Source organism: Streptomyces sp. NPDC044044, assembly GCF_056434405.1.
The window spans coordinates 894,795-915,460 of sequence record NZ_JBWKFG010000001.1 but is presented as its reverse complement, the minus strand read 5'-3'; the positions used below and the strand labels follow the sequence as shown (position 1 = coordinate 915,460).

General features: G+C 70.9%; 16 protein-coding genes. 12 read left to right on the top strand and 4 right to left on the bottom strand.

The window, feature by feature from the left end; translation table 11 throughout:
• Nucleotides 1-301: 301 nt before the first annotated feature.
• The 8 genes from AC07AG_RS04400 to AC07AG_RS04365 all read left to right on the top strand — a co-directional run bounded on the left by AC07AG_RS04400 (nucleotide 302) and on the right by AC07AG_RS04365 (nucleotide 11,914).
• Nucleotides 302-3,292, top strand: coding sequence for a helix-turn-helix transcriptional regulator (locus AC07AG_RS04400; protein WP_478751695.1), 2,991 nt, complete (start codon nucleotides 302-304; stop codon nucleotides 3,290-3,292).
• 127 nt (nucleotides 3,293-3,419) lie between these two features.
• Nucleotides 3,420-6,026: a rifamycin-inactivating phosphotransferase gene (rph, locus tag AC07AG_RS04395; protein WP_478751693.1), complete on the top strand. Its 2,607-nt coding sequence runs from the start codon at nucleotides 3,420-3,422 to the stop codon at nucleotides 6,024-6,026.
• Nucleotides 6,027-6,135: 109 nt separating this feature from the next.
• Entirely contained in the window at nucleotides 6,136-6,825 is a 690-nt protein-coding gene (locus AC07AG_RS04390) for a DUF899 domain-containing protein (RefSeq protein ID WP_478751691.1), read from the top strand.
• Between the two features lie 100 nt (nucleotides 6,826-6,925).
• Nucleotides 6,926-7,756, top strand: a complete 831-nt coding sequence (gene nadE, locus AC07AG_RS04385) for an ammonia-dependent NAD(+) synthetase (protein ID WP_478751689.1) — start codon at nucleotides 6,926-6,928, stop codon at nucleotides 7,754-7,756.
• Between the two features lie 32 nt (nucleotides 7,757-7,788).
• Nucleotides 7,789-8,193 (top strand): nuclear transport factor 2 family protein, encoded by a 405-nt coding sequence (locus AC07AG_RS04380; RefSeq protein WP_478751688.1) that lies wholly within the window; start codon nucleotides 7,789-7,791, stop codon nucleotides 8,191-8,193.
• Between the two features lie 156 nt (nucleotides 8,194-8,349).
• On the top strand, nucleotides 8,350-9,627 hold the full coding sequence (locus tag AC07AG_RS04375) for a phosphatase PAP2 family protein (RefSeq protein ID WP_478752228.1): 1,278 nt from the start codon (nucleotides 8,350-8,352) through the stop codon (nucleotides 9,625-9,627).
• 107 nt (nucleotides 9,628-9,734) lie between these two features.
• On the top strand, nucleotides 9,735-10,802 hold the full coding sequence (locus tag AC07AG_RS04370) for a hypothetical protein (RefSeq protein ID WP_478751686.1): 1,068 nt from the start codon (nucleotides 9,735-9,737) through the stop codon (nucleotides 10,800-10,802).
• A gap of 2 nt (nucleotides 10,803-10,804) precedes the next feature.
• Nucleotides 10,805-11,914: a beta propeller repeat protein gene (locus AC07AG_RS04365; RefSeq protein ID WP_478751684.1), complete on the top strand. Its 1,110-nt coding sequence runs from the start codon at nucleotides 10,805-10,807 to the stop codon at nucleotides 11,912-11,914.
• A 13-nt stretch (nucleotides 11,915-11,927) separates the two neighbouring features.
• Here the strand turns inward: AC07AG_RS04365 and AC07AG_RS04360 are convergent, their stop codons facing one another.
• Nucleotides 11,928-12,521: a TetR/AcrR family transcriptional regulator gene (locus tag AC07AG_RS04360; protein WP_478751682.1), complete on the bottom strand. Its 594-nt coding sequence runs from the start codon at nucleotides 12,519-12,521 to the stop codon at nucleotides 11,928-11,930.
• Nucleotides 12,522-12,632: 111 nt separating this feature from the next.
• On the opposite strand from AC07AG_RS04360, the gene AC07AG_RS04355 reads away from it, so the two are divergent.
• A complete protein-coding gene (locus AC07AG_RS04355; protein WP_478751680.1) occupies nucleotides 12,633-13,322 on the top strand; it encodes a nitroreductase in 690 nt (229 codons plus the stop codon).
• 90 nt (nucleotides 13,323-13,412) lie between these two features.
• Here AC07AG_RS04355 and AC07AG_RS04350 read toward each other — a convergent pair whose 3' ends face one another.
• Entirely contained in the window at nucleotides 13,413-14,567 is a 1,155-nt protein-coding gene (locus AC07AG_RS04350) for a serine hydrolase domain-containing protein (protein WP_478751678.1), read from the bottom strand.
• Nucleotides 14,568-14,743: 176 nt separating this feature from the next.
• Nucleotides 14,744-15,622, bottom strand: a complete 879-nt coding sequence (locus AC07AG_RS04345; RefSeq protein WP_478751676.1) for a sigma-70 family RNA polymerase sigma factor — start codon at nucleotides 15,620-15,622, stop codon at nucleotides 14,744-14,746.
• A gap of 106 nt (nucleotides 15,623-15,728) precedes the next feature.
• Between AC07AG_RS04345 and AC07AG_RS04340 the strand changes: the two genes are divergently transcribed.
• The 3 genes from AC07AG_RS04340 to AC07AG_RS04330 all read left to right on the top strand — a co-directional run bounded on the left by AC07AG_RS04340 (nucleotide 15,729) and on the right by AC07AG_RS04330 (nucleotide 19,212).
• Nucleotides 15,729-16,178, top strand: coding sequence for a carboxymuconolactone decarboxylase family protein (locus AC07AG_RS04340; RefSeq protein WP_478751675.1), 450 nt, complete (start codon nucleotides 15,729-15,731; stop codon nucleotides 16,176-16,178).
• Nucleotides 16,179-16,952: 774 nt separating this feature from the next.
• Nucleotides 16,953-17,411, top strand: a complete 459-nt coding sequence (locus AC07AG_RS04335) for a toxin glutamine deamidase domain-containing protein (RefSeq protein ID WP_478751673.1) — start codon at nucleotides 16,953-16,955, stop codon at nucleotides 17,409-17,411.
• Nucleotides 17,412-17,517: 106 nt separating this feature from the next.
• Entirely contained in the window at nucleotides 17,518-19,212 is a 1,695-nt protein-coding gene (locus tag AC07AG_RS04330) for an amidase family protein (RefSeq protein ID WP_478751671.1), read from the top strand.
• Here AC07AG_RS04330 and AC07AG_RS04325 read toward each other — a convergent pair.
• Nucleotides 19,152-20,618 carry an alpha/beta fold hydrolase gene (locus AC07AG_RS04325; protein WP_478751670.1) on the bottom strand — a complete coding sequence of 489 codons (1,467 nt, stop codon included), beginning with the start codon at nucleotides 20,616-20,618 and terminating at the stop codon, nucleotides 19,152-19,154. The two genes, AC07AG_RS04330 and AC07AG_RS04325, sit on opposite strands and share 61 nt — an antisense overlap.
• Between the last annotated feature and the right edge of the window lie 48 nt (nucleotides 20,619-20,666).

The following is a 20,666-nucleotide window of genomic DNA, read 5'->3' as shown; positions in this document are numbered from 1 at the left end:
GTTGTTCCTTTCCGGGAGGCGTCGCCGGTGACGAGGCATCAGCAGCGCTGTGGTGCGTCCGGGGTGAGGGTGGGCGGGCCGGTGGGCGGACCGCCCGGGACGGCCACAGCGTCCTGGTGCCGGGGCGTCGGCGGTATCCGGGAAGCCCCCTGTCGCGTACGTCCCGGAAACCGGACGGACCGGGACCTCGGGTACGGCCGCCCTCACCGGAAGGACAGGCGTGTCAGGGATGTCCCTCGTCCGGCAGGCGGACCGTGCGCAGGCGTTGTGGGAGGGCAGGCGGGCGCCTACGGTGCCCGGTGTGCGAGGACGTACGGGCGTGGACGGCGAGGCGTGGGCGGCGAAGGACGGCTGGGCCGCCGTGGTCCGCGACGCCGCCGCGCTGCTGGAGCGCCACGGGCGGTTGGCGGTCGGCGGTCCGTGGGGCGCGGGCAAGACCACCCTGCTGGACGCGCTGGCCGAGCAGTCGTCAACCGTGCAGGACACCGGGGTGGCGCGGCGCTGCCTGCGGGTGTGTACGCAGGAAAGCGAGGCCGGGGTCCGCTACGGCGCGCTGGTCCAACTGCTCGGTGCGGCCCGGACGCAGGGTGCCGACGCGGCGCGTCGTGACCCGCAGGGCCCTGGGCGCGGCGCTGACCGCACAGGCGCGACCGGAGTCCCTCCCTTGCCCTCGGAGTCCGCCGCGGCCGTACCGCTCCCCCGCGCCGCGGCACTCGCGCAGACCGCGACGGCGCCATCAGCCCTAGAAGCAGGGGCCGTTGACCGGGACAGCACGTGGAACCCCGCCTGGCTCTCGGGCGCCGACGAAGACCCGCTGAGGCTGCGCGTGGCCCTGACACGGCTGCTCGCCGAAGGCCCTCCGGTCCTGCTCCTGATCGACGGTGCGCAGTGGCTTGACCCCGCGAGCGCGGACCTCATCGGCTACGCCGTCCGCACCTTCGCCCCCGCACAGCTGACCGCCGTGGCGACCGAGCGCACCAGTGGCCACCCCGCAGCCGCGGCCGCGCTGCTCGGCGGACACCCGGTGGTGCTGCCCGTACCCCCCGCCGATCTCACCGAGACGGCTGCCGCCTGCGCGCGCCTCGGGCTGCCCGCGCGCTGGGCGGCGCCCGTTCACCGCTACTGCGGGGGCCACCGGGGACTGCTCGACGCCTGGGTACGGTTCCACCCCGCCGCCGTGCGGTCCGGCGACGCGCGGCCGGGCGACGCGGACAGCTGCGCCGGGCCGCCCGAACCGCCGCGGCAGGTGCGCGACCTCGCCGCCACGTGGCTCGCCTCCGTCCCTGCCGATGTCCGCGCCACGCTCCAGGTCGCGGCGCTCGCGGGCAGGTGCGACGCGGACCTGCTGCGGAACAGTGGGTGCTGCCACGCCGAAGACCATCTCGCCCATGCCATCGACGCCGGGCTCGTCACCGCGGACGGCGCCACGGAATCCGTCCCGGCCGGTGTGGCCCTCACGCACCAGTTCGCCGCGACGGCCCTGGCCGACGCCGCGGCCGCCACGGTCACCGGGGAGCGGCGCACCGCGATCCACCATGCCCTGGCCGCCTGCTCCCACGGCCCCGTCGCACCGGCCCTGCACACCGCGCTGGCCCAGGAATCCCCGGACCTGGCCGTCGCCGGTGACACCGCGCACGCGGCGGACGCGGCCCGCGCGGCGGGCGAACGTCTGCGCGCGGCCGAGTTGTTGTTCCTCGCGGCCCGCCTCACCCCCGCCGACCGGTCCCGCCTGCGGCTTGAACGGCTCGCCGAGGCGGCGCAGGAAGCAGCGGCCGCCGGCTCGGCCGCCTTGACCCGACTGGCGGCGGACCTGATCGTGGCCGAGCACGGCACTCCCGCACAGCAGGTCCACGCCCTGCTGGCCGTCGTCGACGCGCACGGCCAGGACACCGCCGGTACACGGCCGTTGCTCGCCACCGCGCGCAGGACCGCCGCCGAGGACCCCGCGCTGCTCGCCGCGGTCGAGCTGCGCACCGCGGTGCAGGCGAACATCTCCGGCGAGGACTTCGCCCGTGCCCTGCACCACGCCCAGGCCGCCACCACCCTGGCCGAAGCAGCTCACGCCGTGCCCCTGGAGGCAGCCGCGCTGACGATGACCGCCCGTATGCAGCGCGTCCTGGGCCGTCTCGACACCGCCGCGGCCACCCTGGACCGCGCCCTCTCGCTTGCCGTGCCGCCGACACGGCTGGGGATCCGCAACAGCCCGCAGTACCTCGCCGCCCGCCACGCGGTGTTCGACGCCCGTCTTCCCGAGGCCCGCGCTCTCCTGCTCCAACTGCTGCCCGCGGCCCAGGAGTCCGGGGAGCCCGAGGACCTGGTGGACCTGTGGCGCAGCCTCGCCGAGGTCGACGCGGGACGCGGTGCGTGCGGCCAGGCCCTGCACTGGTCGGCCCGCGCCGTCGACCTCACCGCGGCCGCCGGTCTGTCACCCGGCCCCGCCTGGTACACGGCCGCCACGGCCGAGACCTGCGGCGGCAGTTTCGCCCACGCGCTTCGCCACGCCGCCCACGGTGTGCGTGCCTCCCGTGAGGAGCAGGACGCGCTCCACACGACACGCGGCCTGTGGGCCCTGGGCGCCGCGCTCCTGCACACCGGCCGGGTCGACAGGGCCGCCGCGACGCTGGCGGAGGTCGCGGAGCTCGAGTCCCGCTCCGGGGCGGCCGATCCGGGCGTACTGCGGTGGCAGGGCGACGCGGTGGAGGCGTTCGCGCTCTGCGGGCGCATGGACGAGGCGCGCGGCCTGCTGGAGCGGATGCAGGAGCGGGTGGGCCCGCACCCCGCGCACGCCGCTCTGCGTGCCACGCTCACCCGGGCCCGCGCGCTCTGCCGCTACCTCGAAGGCGCCGGCGAAGAGGCCGCGGAGCTCCTGGCGGACACAGCATGCGTCTTCGCCGGGCTCGGTCTGCCGGTCGAGGAGGGCCGCACCCAGCTGCTGCGCGGCCGTGTCGAGCGCCGGCGCCGGCGCGCCGCCGCCGCGCGCACCGCGTGGGAGGGAGCCCGCACGCTCTTCGAGGACGCCGAGGCGCGGCCCTGGACAGCGCTCGCGAACGATCATCTGGCCCACCTGACGGGCCAGGCCTCCGCGCCCGGCGGCTCAGCGGGGCCGAAGGGCCGCCGCCTGACCGAACACGAGGTACGCCTGGCCGAACTCGTGCGCACCGGCGCGACCAACCAGGAAGCGGCCCAGCAGATGTTCATCTCGGTCAAGACCGTGGAAACGGTGCTGAGCCGCATCTACCGCAAGCTGGGCATCCGCTCCCGGACACAACTCGCCGCCGCCCTCACCCCGTAAGCCGCACTCGCCCCGTAACCGCTAGCACCGCCCCTGGCGGGCGACCGGGGGCGGCGGAGACGAGGGCGTCTGTGATTCGATCAGCCCGACCAGTGCAACGGAGCACGGCTGCCCCGGAGGTGTCGCAGTGATCGAGCGTTACGTGGTGGATCTTCAAGAGGCCAACGAGACGCAGCTCGCCGTCGTCGGCGGCAAAGGCGCGCATCTGGGCGCGCTGTCGAGGATCGAAGGCATCCGCGTGCCGGCCGGCTTCTGCGTGACGACCGACGCCTTCCGGCGGACCCTGGCGGCAGCGCCGTCGATGGACGATCAGCTCGATCGCCTTTCGCGCCTGGATCCGGACGACCGCGACGCGGTCCGCACGCTCAGCGCGGAGATCCGCCGGACCGTCGAAGGGATCGCCCTCCCGGACGATCTCGCGGAGGCGATCACCCGTGCGCTCGCCCGGTCCGGCGAGCAGGCCGCCTACGCCGTCCGTTCCAGCGCGACGGCGGAGGACCTGCCGACGGCCTCCTTCGCCGGCCAGCAGGACACGTACCTGAACGTCGTGGGTCCGACGGCGATCCTCCGGCACGTCAGCCGGTGCTGGGCCTCGCTGTTCACCGAGCGGGCCGTGACCTACCGCCGGCGGAACGGCATCGACCACCGTGCGGTCCACATGGCCGTGGTCGTGCAGCAGATGGTCTTCCCGCAGGCGTCCGGCATCCTGTTCACGGCCGACCCCGTCACGGGCAACCGGAAGGTCGCCACCGTGGACGCGGGCTTCGGCCTCGGCGAGGCCCTGGTCTCCGGCCTGGTGAACCCGGACGTCTTCAAGGTGCGGGACGGCGAAGTCGTCGCCAAGACGATCGCCGCCAAAGAGCGGGCCGTTCACGCCCTGCCGACCGGTGGTACGCGGGAAGTGGTGATCGACCCGCAGCGGCAGGAGCAGCCCGCGCTGACGGATGCGCAGGTCGTGCGGCTCGTGCAGCTCGGGCGTCGGATCGAAGCGCACTTCGGCCGCCCGCAGGACATCGAATGGTGCCTGGTCGACGACGGCTTCCAGATCGTTCAGAGCCGGCCGATCACGACGCTGTTCCCCGTCCCCGAGACCGGCGACCAGGAGAATCACGTCTACGTCTCCGTCGGCCATCAGCAGATGATGACCGACCCGATGAAGCCCCTGGGGCTCTCCATGTGGCAGCTGACCGCCATGGTTGAGATGCACGCGGCCGCCGGGAGGCTGTTCGTCGACGTCACCGGGCGCCTGGCCTCCCCCGCGAGCCGCGACGGCCTCCTGGAGGTCATGGGGAAGGGCGATCCGCTGATCAGGGACGCTCTGGAGACCATCCTTGACCGCAACGATTTCATCCCGCTGCTCCCCAGCGCCCCCGACGCGAGTCCCGGCGGGCCACCGCCCGGCGGAGCGCCCGCCCCCACCGCGGCCGATCCGGCCATCATCACCGAGCTGATCGAGCGCAGCCAGGCATCCGTCGCCGCCCTGGATCGCGACATCCGTACGAAGACCGGGCCGGCGCTGTTCGACTTTCTCCTGGAGGCCTTCAAGGAGCACAAGCAAGTCCTCAGTGATCCGCTGAACCTTCAGGCGATCATGGCCGGGATGGAGGCCACCTGGTGGCTCAACGACAAGCTGCAGGAGTGGCTGGGCGAGAAGAACGCGGCTGACACGCTCACGCTGTCCGCCCCCGACAACGTCACATCGGAGATGGGCCTCGCGCTGCTCGACGTCGCGGACGTGATCCGCCCGCGGCCGGAGGTGGTGGCGTTCCTGGAGGGCGTCGAGGACGAGGACTTCCTTGACGAGCTGGCGAAGGTCACGGGCGGGGCCGAAGCACGCGACGCCATCGAGGCCTATCTCGACCGGTACGGCATGCGCTGCGCCGGCGAGATCGACATCACGAGGCCACGGTGGCGCGAGCGTCCCGCCACCCTCGTGCCCGTGATCCTCGACAACGTCAGGAACTTCGAACCGGGCGCCGCCGAGCGGCGCTTCGAGCAAGGGCGGCAGAAGGCGCGGAAGAAGGAGCAGGAGGTGGTGTCCCGCTTGCGGGACCTGCCGGACGGGGAGCGGAAGGCGGACGAGACCCAGCGGATGATCGACCAGGTCAGGGCCTTCATCGGATACCGGGAGTACCCGAAGTACGGCATCGTCAGCCGCTCCTTCATCTACAAGCAGGCCCTGCTGGAGGAAGCGGGGCGACTCGTGCAGGCCGACGTGCTTCCCGAGCGGGAGGACATCTTCTACCTCACCTTCCAGGAACTCCACGACGTCGTGCGCTCGCACCGGGTGGACGAACAGCTCATCCAGCGGCGCAAGGAAGCGTTCCGGTCGTACCACGCGCTCACCCCGCCGCGCGTGCTCACATCGGACGGCGAGGCCGTCACCGGGTCCTACCGGCGTGACGACGCACCGGCCGGCGCCCTGATCGGCCTCCCGGTCTCCGCCGGGACCATCGAGGGAAGGGCCCGCGTCATCCTTGACATGGCGGAGGCCGATCTCGAAGCGGGCGACATCCTGGTCACGACCTTCACGGATCCCAGCTGGTCACCGCTGTTCGTCGGGATCGCGGGCCTGGTGACGGAGGTGGGCGGCCTGATGACCCATGGCGCAGTGATCGCCCGGGAGTACGGCCTGCCGGCGGTCGTGGGCGTGGAGCAGGCCACCCGGCTGATCCGGGACGGGCAGCGGATCCGCGTGCACGGAACCGAGGGGTACGTCGAGATCCTGCCCTGAACAGGCAGGAGAGCGATGAGTTCGGCGAACGCGGACGGTCTCTGTACGTACACACCGTGCTGTACGTACACACCGTGCTGTACGTACACACCGCGAGCCGGAGGCACTCATGACCGCAAAAGCACTGCCGCCCGTCGTCGACGCCGAGACCTGGCAGAGCCAACTCGACGACCTGCGTCTCAGGGAGAAAGCCGCGACCCGGGAACTCGACGCGATCGCCGCTCGGCGTCGGCGGATGCCGATGGTCGAGATGCCCGACTACACCCTTGAGGGCGAGGAAGGACCGGCCCGGCTTGCCGACATCTTCGAAGGCGAGCCGCAGCTGATCGTCTACAACCACATGTGGTTCCCCGGCGAGAAGTGGCAGTGCCCGGGCTGCACGGGCTTCACGTCGCAGTTCACCCGGCTGGAGTTCCTGGATGACTACGACGCGAGGTTCGTCATCGTCACCCAGGGGCCGATCGACGAGGCCCTGGCGTACAAACGGCAGGTCGGGAACAAGATGGCCTGGTACTCCACCGCGAACAGCCCCTTCGGCACCGACGTCGGCGCACCGCCCGGCGGCGGGTTCGCGGTCAACGTCTTCCTGCGTGACGGCGACACCGTCTACCGCACCTGGCACACCAGCGGCCGGGGAACCGAACAGCTCAGTCACACCTTCGCGCTGATCGACCTGTTGCCGTACGGGCGGCAAGAGGAGTGGCAGGACTCTCCCGAGAACTGGCCGAAGTCCCCCACCTACAGCCGGTGGGCCGGCTCCGAGGACATCGCCGCACGCTACGGCCCGGGGGTGTCCTGAGGCTCCCGGCCGGCCCCCGGACACGGCCGACGGCGCCCGCGGCGGCGCCCCAGGCTAGGGTTCCGCGAGAGCACACAGTGAACCGGAACAAGGAGCAGACGTGAGCGAGTCGGCGTCCATCGCCCTGCAGCAGGAGATCGCCAAGGAACTTCAGGTCGCCGAGACCTTCGAGGCCGAGCGGGAGATCGAGCGCCGGGTCACCTTCCTCGCCGAGCGGCTGACCTCGACCGGTCTGCGCTCCCTCGTGCTCGGCATCAGCGGCGGCGTCGACTCCACCACCGCGGGCCGGCTGTGCCAGCTCGCCGTCGAGCGGGCCCGCGCCGCCGGGCACGAGGCGCGGTTCTACGCGATGCGGCTGCCCTACGGAACCCAGGCCGACGAGCACGACGCGCAGCTCGCGCTCTCCTTCATCCAGGCCGACCACGTGCTGACCGTGGACATCAAGGCCGCGAGCGACGCCGCGCTCGATGCATCGCTGGCCGCCGGCGTGAGCTTCCGCGACGCCCACCACCAGGACTTCGTGCACGGCAACATCAAGGCCCGCCAGCGCATGATCGCCCAGTACGCGGTGGCAGGTGCGCACGGCGGCCTGGTCGTCGGCACCGACCATGCCGCGGAGGCGGTCTCCGGCTTCTTCACCAAGTTCGGCGACGGCGCCGCCGATCTGGTCCCGCTGACCGGCCTGACCAAGCGCCGGGTGCGCGCCGTCGCGGAGACGCTGGGTGCGCCCGCCGAGCTGGTGTGGAAGTCGCCGACGGCCGACCTGGAGACCCTCGACCCGGGCAAGGCCGACGAGGACGCGCTCGGGGTCACCTACGACGACATCGACGATTTCCTGGAGGGCAAGCCGGTGGACGAGCGGGCCTTCGAAACGATCACCGGCCGTTACCGTCTCACCGAGCACAAGCGCCAACTGCCCATCGCCCCCTGAGACCGCCCGCCCGATCGGTAAGGTCGACAGACATGACAGCAGAGTCACCGACGCAGACCGTGCAGCGCCTGTTCCCGCTGCTCGCCGAGGGCAGGAGTGCGGAGGCGGCGGCGCTGTTCGCCGACTCGGTGTCGTTCTCCATTCCGCACCCGCCGGGCATTCCGTGGGTGCCGGAGGTCGACTCGGCGCAGGGCATGCGGACGTTCTTCGAGCTGCTGCGGACCCATGTGCAGGCCAAGGAGTTCGACCTGCACCAGGTCATCGCCGAGGGCGACGACGTGGTGCTCATCGGGCGCATGGTCTCCGAGGTGAAGAAGACGGGCCGGGACATCGACACCGCGTTCGCCCTGCACACCACGGTCCGGGACGGGCGGATCACCCGCTACCACCTCTACGAGGACACCTACGCCGTCGCCAAGGCCTACTTCGAGGACTGATCGCCCAGCGGCAGCAGCTCGCCATTCGTAGGTCTTCTGAATAAATCGGTCAAATAATTGCTACCCATAGTTTCGCGGGCTTCTTCACGAATACGCCGCAAGATCAATTTCACCCCCTGGCGCCCATCCCGGACGGCCGTGTGGGCCACGGCGTGCGTGGTGGCCCTCGGATTCCTCGTCGCGCTGGAGATCGCCGCGCGTCGCTACGGCGGCGTACCCGGGCCGATCACCAACCAGGTGCGAGAGGTGATCTTCGCCCCCAAACCCGGTCCGCTGTACGGCGGCCTGGCCCTGATGATGGTGGTGCTCACCTGGCGGCAACGCTTCATCGCCGCTGGAGCCGCGATCGGCATCGACGCCGTCTTCGTCCTCGTGCGGTGGGCGGTCGACGCCGAGGTGCCGGACGGCCATTTCTTCGGCAATGGCGCGTTGTGGGTGATGCTGGGCTGTGGGGTCATCGCGATCACGCGCCGCACCGGCCAGGAACGCGTCCTGCTCCTCAAGGGTGTTGGCCTCGGCCTGCTCCTCGTGGCCGGCCGCAAGACCGGTGACACCTGGCTGCTCATCACCTCGAAGACCCGCCCGTCCGTGCTCGACCAGTACGTGGCCACCGCCGATCACGCGCTGGGCAACCCCTCGTGGCTGGCAGGCCGGATACTCAAGGCCAGCGGACCGGTCAGTACGCATGTCCTCGACCTGGTCTACGCCCAGCTCGCGGTGGCAGCGATCGTCGTCGCCCTGTACCAGCTGCGCAACGTGGCGGCGGAGCGCCGCTTTCCGCGCCACCACCTGGTGCGCACCTTCCTGGTGATCGGCCTCGTCGGACCGGCCGTCTACATGATCTTCCCGGTGGTCGGGCCGATCTTCGCCTATGGTCCGGGCACCTCCGGCACCGGCGGCGTGCAATGGGCGGTGGCCGACCTGTGGCCGCACACGCCGCCGCCGGTCAACATCCCGCACCCGGTGACCTACGACGGGATCACCCCCCGCAATTGTGTGCCCAGCCTGCACACGGCGTGGGCCACCGCCATCTTCATCCACTCCCGCAAGGGCCCACGACTTCTGCGATACGCGGGCACGTTCTGGCTGATGGCCACCCTCGGGGCGACGCTGGGATTCGGCTACCACTACGGCGTGGACCTCATTGCCGGCGTGGTGTTCGCGCTCACGGTCGAGGCGGGTCTGCGCTCGCTCGACCGCGGCTGGGACCGGCAAGGCGTCCAGCTGGTCCTCTACGGCACGACGGTCTTCGCCGCGCTCCTGGTGTCGTACCGCTATCTGCCGGTGGACATGGCCAAGCATCCCGAGGTGGCCGGACCACTGCTCGTTCTGGCCATGACTTCGGTGATCTACGGCTACGTACGAACGACCAGGCTGTGGGAGCCGAAGGCCGCACCAGCTCTCCGACCGGAGCCACAACCCGAAATGGTCTGAAGCCGCGGACGCGGTTGTTCCGTCGGCGATCAGTCGGCCGGATGCGGTCTGTTCACGGGTGGGTGAACGCCCCTAGGCTCTGCGACCTTCGCGCCCTGGGGGGTCTCGTGAACGGTCTCCGAGCAGTCCTTGTCTGCCTCGTGATCGTGTGCGCCGCAGCCATGTCGCCGGCCGCGGCGGTGACGCCGACCGCTGCCGCGCGGCCGAGCTGGTCGGAGCTGCCGGTGCCGGCCGCGGCCCCGCCGGTGACCGTGTCCGATCTCGCCGCCCGGGGGCCTGGCGAGGCATGGGCGACCGGGTACGAGCACGCCGCCGATGGGCTGCGGCCGATGCTGTACCGGTGGGACGGCAAGGCGTGGAGCCGGGACACCGGCTTCCCCGGCGCCGGTGAGCCGGGCTGGCTCGGCAAGGTGCAGTTCGTCGGCGATGAGGTGTGGATCCTCCACAACCGCGAGGGCGCGGGCGAGATCCTGCGCCGGTCGGCGGGAGGGTGGAGTGCCGTCCCGCTGCCGCAGACCCTGTGGACCTACCAGGACTTCACCGCGGTACCGGGCGCCGCGTGGGTGGTCGGCGAGGACGACACCGGGCTGAAGGTGCTGCACTACGACGGGTCCGGCTGGACCACGCAGTCCGTTCCGGACGGTGTGCTGTACCTGATGGGGATCAACGCGCGCACGGCCACCGACGCCTGGGCCTGGGCGGACACCAGCACCGGGACCAGCGTCCTGCGCTGGAACGGCACGGCATGGCGCGACGCGAAGGTGCCGCTGCCGCCCAACAGCAACGTGCACACGATCCTGCTCGAACCGTCGGGCCGGGTCACGATCGGCGGCAGCCAGTACACCGACGGCGTGGCCCGCACCTACCTGATGACCTTCAACGGACATGCCTGGCGCACCACTTACCCGCCGCTGGGTGACACCTACGCCGAGGCCGTGGTCCGCGGTCCGGACGGCGCCCTGTGGCTGCCGGTGCGCAGCGACCGGGCGTTCCAGTCGAAGTACGCACGGGTGGACGGCGCCCGCACCACCTTCTCCTACGGCCCCGAGCGCACGAACGCGATCGACGTCAAGCCGCGTGTACTGGCGAAGGCCGGGTCATCACTCCTGTCCTTCGGCACCGTCGAGATCTACGGCTCGAAGCCGAACCTGATGAGCGAGCGGCTGGGAGGCTGACCATGGCACGCAGACTTCTCGTCGCGGCTCTGGCCGTCGCCATGACCGTCGTGACCGTCCTGGCCTCGGCCGCGGCGGAGACCCGGTCCTGGCAACACGTTGCGGTCCCGGCCCAGGTCCGCCCACAGGCCGGGCTGAACGAGGCCGTGGCGTTCGGGCCCGGCCAGGTATGGGCGGTGGGCGCCGACGCCGTCGGCCGCGAGGCGCCGGGCTTCCCGCTGGTGCTGCGGTGGGACGGAAGCGAGTGGAAGCGCCAGAGTCTGCCCGGGATCCGCTGGCAGGGAGAGCTGCTGTCCATTGCCGCGACCTCACAGGCCGCGGTCTGGGCGGTCGGCCGCGACTCGGCGGGCGCCGCCCGCCTGCTCCGCCACGACGGCACCGCCTGGTCCGAGAGCCGGCCGCCGCGCGGCGTCGCGCTCACCAAGGTCGTCGCGGGCGGCGGTGAGACCTGGCTGATCGGTTCGCGGGACGGCGCGCAGGCATTGCTGCGCTGGGACGGGCGCGGCTGGCGGGACGTGCCCGTACCGCCGGGATACGTGCACGGCCTGCACCTCTTGGCGGCCGACGACGTCTGGGCCGCGGGCGCCACCGATTCGGGTGCGGCCGTGTCGCACTGGGACGGGCAGGCATGGCAGCAGACGGTCGTGGACGGGTTCCCGCGGTCGGCCGTGAGCAGTGTGCTGGCGGTCTCGCCGACGGAGGTGTGGGCGGGTGGCACGGCCGGGTTCGTCGGCGGCCCGCCGGGCAAGCCGATTCCGCCGCTGCTGGTCCGGTTCGACGGGCAGCAGTGGAACCGCGTGACCATGCCCACCGACTTCGGATCGGTCAGCTCACTTGCGCCTGCCGCGTCCGGCGGGCTGGGCTGGGTCTCGGTGACCCGCTCGCAGAAGTGGGGCCCGCCGGGCAGCTCTCCGCCGCTTGTCCCCGGGCCGGACTTCCTTGCCTGGGACGGCCGGTCGTTCACCGAGTACAGCGAACCGGCGGTGGCCGGGGAGGGCGACTCCTCAAGCCTGCGGCTCACGCCGGTGCCGGGCAGCGAGACGGTGTGGTCGGTCGGCCGCGCCAACGGTCCGGAAGGCACCTTCGCCCCGCGCATCCTGCGGTTCGACTGAGGCGGCTTCCCCGTCAACTCGTGCCGGGCAGGGCGCGTTCAAGGAGGACCTCTGCCGCTGCCCGCGCATGCCGACCGTAGTCCGCTTCGTCGAGGACCATGGCTCGGCTGGCCGCGCCGTCCGCGAGGGTGACCAATTGCTCGGCGAGCGCGGCGGGTTCGCGGCAGCCCAGTTCCGCCACCAGGGCGGTGACCAGCCCCACCATCCGAAGCTTCTGCTCTCGGGCGTAGGAGTGCACCGCGCTCGCCGGGTCGGGGAACTCCGCCGCGGCATCGATGAACGGGCACCCGCGCACCGGAGCCACGTCCGTCGCGAGCGGGCCGAAGAGCCCGAGGATCCGTTCCTGCGGCGGGATGTCCTCGCGGGTCAGCACGCTCTCCAGCGTGACTCCCGAGGTCACCAGGTCCTGGAGGTGGGCGACCACCAGGTCGCTCTTGGTCCGAAAGTGCGCGTAGAGCGTGCGCTTGGACACCGGTGCTTCCTCGGCCACCTGCTCCATGCCGGTCGCGTTGATCCCCTGGGTCGCGAACAGATGGGCGGCGGCGACCAGGATCCGCTCCCGTCCGCCGCGTCCCCGCCGTTGAGATGTCGTCGTCGCCGCGCTCATGACCGAAGTATACGCACGCGTTTACTTAAGTGAGGGCCACCTGCTAGCGTCAGCTCCGCAAGTAAACGCATGCGTTTACATCAATTACATCAATCGATTGAGGGGTGCCCCATGAGCCGGCCGGTTTCCACCGAGTTGAGCGGCAGTGCGGAGAAGCTGATACGCGGCCGTCACGCGACGCGCGCGTTCCGTCCGGACCCGGTGCCCGAGGACACCCTGCGCGCGATCTTCTCGCTGGCCGGCGCCGCGCCGTCCAACTCCAACGCACAGCCGTGGCGGGTGGAGGTGGTGAGCGGCGCGGTGCGCGAGCGCCTGGCGGATTCCCTGCAGGCGGCCCACGCCGCTCAGGGCACCTCGGTCGACTTCCCGTACTCCGCGGACATGTACGCACCGGTGCACAAGGACCGACAGGCCGCGTTCGGTGCCGAGCTGTACGGAGCGCTGGGCATCGGCCCCGACGACCACGCGGCACGTGTTGCGTACGACGCGGAGAGCCTGCGCTTCTACGGCGCGCCCCACGCCGCGTTCCTGTTCGTCACCGGTGACGGTGGTCCTCGACTGGCGGCGGACGTCGGCGCCTACCTGCAGACACTGCTCCTGGCGATGACCGCGTACGGCGTGGACAGCTGCCCGCAGGGACTGCTGAGCTTCTACGCCGACACCATCCGGGCCGAACTCGGCGTCACCGGAGGAAAACTGCTCGTGGGTGTCTCCTTCGGCCATGCCCAGGAGACCGCACCGGTGAACCGCGTCACGACCGGGCGCGCCGCGCTCGACGCGACCACTGCCTTTCACCACTAGACAGCTGAACGGGCCGCCGCAGACCCGCCCCAAGGTCGTGTGCCGGCAGCCGTGGCGGATCGTCCCGGCGTCCAACAACCCCGGCGCCGTTCACCTCGGGCAGTACTCCGCCTCGATGACCGCCTGGCTGTTCCCCGCCCAGTCGCCGTTGAAGTTGAGGGCGAGCGAGTGCTTGCCGTCCGGTGTGGTCACGGCCTGGGACGCCGATCCCTGGATGTTGCCGCCGTGCCCCCAGACCGAACCACCGCAGGACGGCTCGAACTTCATCAGCCCGAGACCGTAGCCCGTGATCAGACCGGCCCCGCTGACCGGGACGGTGGTCTTCATTTCCTTGAGCTGCTCCGCGGGCAGCAGCTTCCCGCCCAGCAGGGCCGAGTAGAAGCGGTTCAGGTCACCGGAACCGGAGACCATGGCACCAGCCGAACCCGCGGCCGACGGGTTGAGCTCGGTGACGTCATGGGTGGGGTCCGTCGGCTTCGGTGCCAGGGAGAGCTTGGAGTACGCGCGGGAGCTCGGCTTCGGCATCGACGACGCGGTGCGGGGTACGGAAGTGGCGTACAGGCCAAGTGGCTTGACGATGCGCCGCCCGATCTCGTCCTCGTACGGGTGGCCCGAGACCTTCTCGACGATCATTCCGGCCAGTGTGTAATTGGTGTTCGAGTAGCTCCAGCCCGTACCCGGGTCGAAGAGCGGTTGGTGGCGCATGGCGATTCCCACCAACCGGGCGGGGGTGTAGGTGTCGTAGCGGTGCTCCAGAAACTTCTCGGTGAAGCCCCGCTCCAGGAAATCCGGGTCTCCGGTGTAACTGAAGATTCCGCTGGTGTGGTTGAGCAGCTGCCGCACGGATATCCGGCGGCCGTCATGACCGTTGCCCTCGACCACACCGGGCAGCCACTTGTCGACCTTGTCGTCGAGGTCGAGTCTGCCCTCCGCCTCCAGCTGGAGGAGCACGGTGGCGACGAAGGTCTTGGTCATGCTGCCGATCCGGTAGCGGTCGACCGCCGAGCGCGGCGCGCCCGTCTTGAGGTCGCCGACGCCCGAAGTGCCCGTCCAGATCGAGTACCGGTCGTCGACCTGCCCGGTGGCCCCGGGCACCCCGTCCTTGACCGCGGCGTCCAGGGCTTCCTGAGTCCGCGCATGTCCCACGCCGGCGTCGGCCGCCGCGGGCGACGTGAGCGAAGCGGCGGTCAGGGCCGCCGCTGCCGCCAGCCCCACCGCCCCCATCCGTGCTGTGTGCCCTGCCATCTGCTGACCCCTTCGGTCGCTGCGGTCATCCGGTTCCTGAACCGGATGACCGGAAGCTAGGGCAGTGGGCCCGACCCCGGCTTCGTCGTGGCGGACGACATGGGGCGGGGCTCTCATCGGGGGCTACGAAGAGCGCAGAAGGCCGGGGCGGGTCGTGGACCCGCACCAGCGGGGACTCACGCCGGATCCGGCAGGTCCATCAGCTTGAGCTTGTCCGGGTCGATCATGGCCGTGATGCCGGTGATCCGGCCGTCGACGACGGTGAACGCGAGGACCGAGGCAGGGGCACCGTCCTCGCGCCAGGAAATGACCCCCGGGAGGCCGTTGACGAGCACCGACCGCCCCGATGCGGCCGCGCTGGCGGACAGTTGCGCACCGGCCGCGACCCGGGTGGCGCCGAGCACGACGACTTCGCCGGACGGGGTGTCGAGGGTCAGTCTCACCTCGGGGTCGAGCACCCGCAGCAACTCCTCGAAATCGCCGATTCGAGCCGCGGTCAGGAAGGCCTGGACCACCTCCCGCTGCTCCCGTCCGGCGCTCGTCGGCCGCTCCGTCGTCTGTACCTTCCTGCGGGCGCGGCTGGCGAGCATCTTCGTCGCGGCGGTGGACTTGCCGAGGATCTGGCCGATCTCGTCGAACGGCACCGCGAACAGGTCGTGCAGCACGAACGCCAGCCGCTCGCTCGGCTTGAGGGACTCCAGGACGACGAGCAGCGCGAGCCCGACCGAGTCGGCGAGCACCGCGTCGTCCTCGGGAGCAGGCCCGTCGTCGAGCGTCACCACGAGCTCGGGGAGGCGGTCGTCGTAGGACGCCTCCGGGCGGGCCTGGCGCGATCGCAGGACGTCGAGGCTGATCCGGCCGACCACCGTGGTCAGCCAGCCGGCGAGGTTGTGGATGGCCGTCGCGTCCTGTCGGGAGAGGCGAAGCCAGGCCTCCTGGACCGCGTCCTCGGCGTCGGCGTGCGATCCGAGCATGCGGTAGGCGACCGCGCGCAGCCGCTCGCGCTGGGCCTCGAACGTCGCGGCCATCGGGTCCGTCGGCCTGGTGTCAGTCATGTCGTTACCTTCCTCGGCGCTGCTCCGTCATGGGTGATGACGGGCCCCAAGGGGCGCAGGTAACCGATCAACCCAGCGATGAACCAGCGACGAAGGAGCAGGACCGATGGAAGCACGCTTGAACAGCCCGGCCGACCCCGACGTGATCACAGCAATTCAGCACCTCTACAAGGCGATTCACGCAGGGGGCGTGGACGGCCGGCTGCTGTCCCTGGTCCATCTGCGGACCAGCCAGATCAACGCCTGCAGCCCGTGCGTTTTCGCCTCGACCGAGGCGGCGAAGAAGGCCGGTGAGACGGACGAGCGGCTGCACAATGTGGTCGCGTGGCGCGAGACGCCTTTCTACACCGAGCAGGAGCGGGCGGCACTCGCCCTGACCGAGGCCGCCACCCGCATCCAGGACGGCGCACCGGGCGTGACCGATGAGATCTGGGACGCCGCCGCCGACCATTTCAGCGAGCAGCAGTTGGGCGCGATCACCCTGGAGATCGCGCTGACCAACTTCTTCAACCGGCTCAACCGCACGGTCCGGGAGCAGGCGGGCAAGACCTGGTGAGCCGGGCGGGGCGTCATCCGCCGGAGGCCGCGTCTTGGTGACGTCGACACGGCCCCGCTCGGCCCGCACGGTGGCGCCCGTCACCCCGTCACCCCGTCATGCCCGAAAGGACGTTCCTCTCGTCTCCCCCAGGTGTGCCCGAGCGTGGGCAACCTTGCCCTTGTGGACCTCCCGGGTGCCGTGCGTTCGCTGCTAGACCTGGCGTGACGACGTCAACAGAGAGGTGGCCCGTCGTGCGTGCAAGCGAGCGGGAAGAACGGCCCGACTCCGTTGCCCGACTCCCCGCTTCTCGGACGGAGCCCGCGTCCGGAATCACCCCGTCGGGCGCGAGCGTGGCGGCTCCGGCGATCCCCGGCCGTTCGATGGACGGGGCTCGAATGCTGGCGCTCCAGCAGGACGTCGGCAACACCGTGGCGACGCGGGTCATTGAGGCACAGCGGCATGTTCACGGTGCCCGCCCCGGACACGGGTCGACCGTGCAGCCGGCCGGGGCCACGGCGCCGTCCAACGCGCTGGTGAACGATGTGCGGGAATTCGGCCCGGGTCAGCTCAAGCCGCCGAGGCCGGAGGACCAGGCCCACCTGGAGAGCATCTTCCCCAAGACTCAGGGCGGCGGGTACGAGCAGTTCCCCGACCCGACCGCGTTCGGCTACTCCCTCGTGGGTCCGCTCACCCAGAAGCTCAACAAGATCGACCCCAAGGGTCCCTTGACCAGCTCCGGCGGAGCTGCGGACTGGTTGAAGGCGGTCAACCCGAGGAGGGACGAGGAGGGCGGTGCGTACCCGCCGCAACTGCTGCGACGCGGTACGCAGTTTCCTGGCGTCCTGGTCCGGCAACCCCACGGTGGCCGCCGGGGTCCACAACTCGGGGGACATGGAACTCGAGGCGGACGGCGCTGTCCGCACCAAGCGTTGGCTGCGGAGCAACTGGAGAACGACGGAGTCGAACCCGAAGGATCAAGTCCAGGACGTGTGGCAGGCGGTGGCGAGCCGGCTGAAGAGTGCGGGGCACGGCTCCGCAAGCATGATCGTGTTCAGGCACGGGGAGAGGGGGCACGTACACGCCGTCGCCGGCGTCAACTACCAGGGCAAGGTCGTGTGGATCGATCCCCAGATGGGACGGGTCAGCGCGACGCCCATGTACAAGGGCGATCTCTTCATGTCGATCACGCTGGACCCCCAGTTCGCCCCGGTGGACGCGCCGGCGAGCCACCCCACGGCGCTGCATGTCTAGCCCGGCCACCGGCAGGTTGGGGCATGCGCGGCCCGCCGCAGCAGGGGGATCCGCGGAAGCCCCGCACCCTTGCGCCGGACGCCGCCCGAGTGGTCCGCTGATGCGCATGGGGAAGAGGAGCATTGCCGCAATGACCGCCGCCCTCGTCGCGGGGTCCCTTCTGACGGGCGTACCGCATGCCGGTGCGCAGGCCGCCGAGCCTGGCACCGACAGTTCGTCGGCGCCGGCCGGGTCGGCGCTCTCACCTGGAGTCGACCTGGACACCGTGACGATTCCGCAGTTACAGGCACGCATGGCGGCCGGCTCGCTGACCTCGTCGACGCTGACCCGGGCCTATCTGCGGCGGATCGAGGACGTCGATCCCAAGATCCACGCGGTGCTGCGCACCAGCCCGACGGCCCTGCGCCAGGCGGCCGCCAGCGACGCCAGGCACCGGCACGGCAAGACCCTTGGGCCACTGGACGGCATCCCCGTCCTGCTCAAGGACAACGTGAACACCCGTGACATGCCGACCACAGCCGGATCGCTCGCGCTCGCCGGGAGGCCGCCCGGCACCGATGCCACGCTGGTGACCCGGCTGCGGAAGGCGGGGGCGGTGATCCTCGGCAAGACCAACCTGTCCGAGTGGGCCAACTTCCGCGCGGCGAAGCCGACATCGGGCTGGTCGGCGGTGGGCGGGCAGACCAACAACCCCTACGTCCTCGACCGCAACCCGTGCGGTTCCTCCTCCGGCTCGGCGGCCGCGCTCGCCGCGTCGTTGTCGCAGGTGGCGATCGGCACCGAGACGGACGGCTCCATCGTGTGCCCGGCCGGGATGAACGGCGTCGTCGGCCACAAGCCCAGCCTCGGCCTGGTCAGCCAGTCGGGGGTGGTGCCGATCTCGGCCGAGCAGGACACGGCCGGGCCCATGGCACGCAACGTGATCGACACCGCGCTCACGCTCTCGGTGCTGAGCGGTGGCAAGGGCTCGCGTGGTGACGGCGACCGCTCGGACGCCCTTCAGGGGCTCCCGGGACTCCAGAGCAACCCGAGTCCGTCCGGCCTCCCGGCCAAGGACGCTGCGGCGGAGCACGGAACCAGCCTCCGCGGCAAGCGGATCGGCCTGTGGCGCCTGCCCTCGCTCGGAGCCGACGTCGACGCGGTGATGACCCGTACGGCGAAGAAGCTGCGCAAGGCCGGAGCGGTGGTCGTCGAGGTGACACCCCCGTACCAGGCGCGGCTCGCCGAACTCGAATTCCCGGCGCTGCTCAGCGAGTTCCACCGGGACATCGACGCCTACCTCGGCACGCGCGAAGGAGCACCCCGGAACCTCGCCGAGCTGATCGAGTTCAACCGCAGCCACCCCGAGGAACAGACCTGTTTCGCCGGCCAGGAACTGTTCGAGCAGGCACTCGCCGCACCGCCCACCACCGACCCCAAGTACCGGGCCATGCGGGCCGAGTTGAAGGACCTGTCCCGACGTTCCACCGACGAGACCATGGCCACCCATCACCTGGACGCCATCACCGCGCCCACGAACCCACCCGCCTGGACGACGGACTGCGCGCGCGGCGACAACGACGTCATCCCCTCCTCCACACCTGCGGCCGTCGCCGGATATCCGTCCCTTTCGGTACCCGCCGGGTCCGTGAACGAACTGCCGGTCGGCCTGCTCCTGATGGCCGGCGACCACCAGGACGCCAAGCTCCTGTCTCTGGGCGCCGCGGTGGAGCACCGGCTGAAGGCCTGGCGCGCACCGCGCTACCTGCCGACGGCCGGACACGTCGCGCCGCGGGCCGGGACCTTCGACGCGATCAGGTAGTCGTCGATCGTCCGCTGTGCGCAGGGGCTGCTGGAGTACGTCCCGTGGCCCCAGCCCTCGTAGGTGTGCAGGACCGCGTTGCGGCCGAGTTGACCGGCGACATTGGTCGCCCAGTTGTAGCCGGCTGCCGGGTCGTGGAGCGAGTTGGTCAGCAGGATGGTCCTGCTGTTCCGCACCTTCAGCCGATGCTGCGGATTGTCGGGTGCCGGGGCGCCCAGGCAGGCCGAGACGGACATCAGGGCTCGGGGATACCTCATGTCCGGCGCGACCCTGGCGACGCGCCGCAACTCCCGTCTGTAGTCCCCGTAATCGCGGACCGGAAGGCTCCAGTCCTGGCAGAAGATCTCAAACGGACTGGATCCGAGGGCGGGTTCAGGCTTGCCCTCGGCCTCTGCGGCCACCCGACCCGTCCCCGCCTTGCTCTCGCTCAGCCCCTGCAGGAACTCCCCCAGCTCCGCCCACTTCGGGTCGTACAGCATCTTCATCACCAGGACGTTCAGGTCGAACGGAGCCAGCACCTTGCCGTTGTCCCGCAGCTCCCCACGCTCGGCCCGGTCCAAAAGTTCCGCCCAGAGCGCCCGCACATCCGAGCCGTGCAGGGCGCAGCTCTTGGTCCGTCCGCACCAGGCCACGAACTCGTCGAAGGAGTCCTGCAGCGTGGCGGCCTGGGTGGTGAGGAAGTCCCTCGTGCCCAGGCTGTGGTCCACCACTGACTCCAGGACCAGGGCGCGCACCCGTTTCGGGTACTGCTCCGCATACTGCTCGCCGAGCAGCGTTCCGTACGAACTGCCGTGGAAGGTGAGGGTCCGCTCGCCGAGTGCTGCCCTCACGGCGTCGAGGTCCTTCACCATGCTGAGGGTGTCGACGTGATCGAAGAGCCCCTTCTCGGTGTTCCTCCTGCAGTCCTCGCGCAGGCCGCGGTTGTACTTCACCGTGGCGTCGAACGCGGCCTGGCTCTGGATGACGGTCGGCGGACGCCGGTCGAGGCGCTCCCGCGAGCAGCGGATCGGGTTGCTGATCCCCACGCCGCGCGGGTCGAAGCTGACGATGTCGAAGCGGCTGCGGAGGTTGTCGCTGAACCGGCGCATGTTGCCCTTGTCCACGATCCGCTCCACACCCGAGTCCCCGGGCCCGCCAGGTCCGAACACCATGGAGCCCACCCGTGCACCGGAGTCGGTGGCCTTGCGCCGGGCGAGCCGGAGGTCGAACCTCTCCCCGTCCGGCTCGCCCCAGTCCACCGGCACCGAGAGGCCACCGCACTCCGCTGAGGCGTCCTCCTCGCACGGCTTCCAGATGATGCGCGAGCCCGCCCCCGCGGGCCCCGGCACCCGCGCCTCGCCCGCCTCTCCGCCCTCCCGTCCACCGGGCGCCCCGGTCGCAACCTCCACACCCAGGAAACTGACCATCACAGCGAGCGTCGCACCCCAGACAAGGGGCAACCGCCCTCTCCCACG

What these genes read in the sequence shown, in the direction of transcription:
- AC07AG_RS04390 (WP_478751691.1), top strand. Translation starts at nt 6,136, where the DNA reads ATGACCGCAAAAGCACTGCCGCCCGTCGTCGACGCCGAGACCTGGCAG.
- AC07AG_RS04380 (WP_478751688.1), top strand. Translation starts at nt 7,789, where the DNA reads ATGACAGCAGAGTCACCGACGCAGACCGTGCAGCGCCTGTTCCCGCTG.
- AC07AG_RS04365 (WP_478751684.1), top strand. Translation starts at nt 10,805, where the DNA reads ATGGCACGCAGACTTCTCGTCGCGGCTCTGGCCGTCGCCATGACCGTC.
- AC07AG_RS04360 (WP_478751682.1), bottom strand. Translation starts at nt 12,521, where the DNA reads ATGAGCGCGGCGACGACGACATCTCAACGGCGGGGACGCGGCGGACGG.
- AC07AG_RS04355 (WP_478751680.1), top strand. Translation starts at nt 12,633, where the DNA reads ATGAGCCGGCCGGTTTCCACCGAGTTGAGCGGCAGTGCGGAGAAGCTG.
- AC07AG_RS04350 (WP_478751678.1), bottom strand. Translation starts at nt 14,567, where the DNA reads ATGGCAGGGCACACAGCACGGATGGGGGCGGTGGGGCTGGCGGCAGCG.
- AC07AG_RS04345 (WP_478751676.1), bottom strand. Translation starts at nt 15,622, where the DNA reads ATGACTGACACCAGGCCGACGGACCCGATGGCCGCGACGTTCGAGGCC.
- AC07AG_RS04340 (WP_478751675.1), top strand. Translation starts at nt 15,729, where the DNA reads ATGGAAGCACGCTTGAACAGCCCGGCCGACCCCGACGTGATCACAGCA.
- AC07AG_RS04330 (WP_478751671.1), top strand. Translation starts at nt 17,518, where the DNA reads ATGGGGAAGAGGAGCATTGCCGCAATGACCGCCGCCCTCGTCGCGGGG.
- AC07AG_RS04325 (WP_478751670.1), bottom strand. Translation starts at nt 20,618, where the DNA reads ATGGTCAGTTTCCTGGGTGTGGAGGTTGCGACCGGGGCGCCCGGTGGA.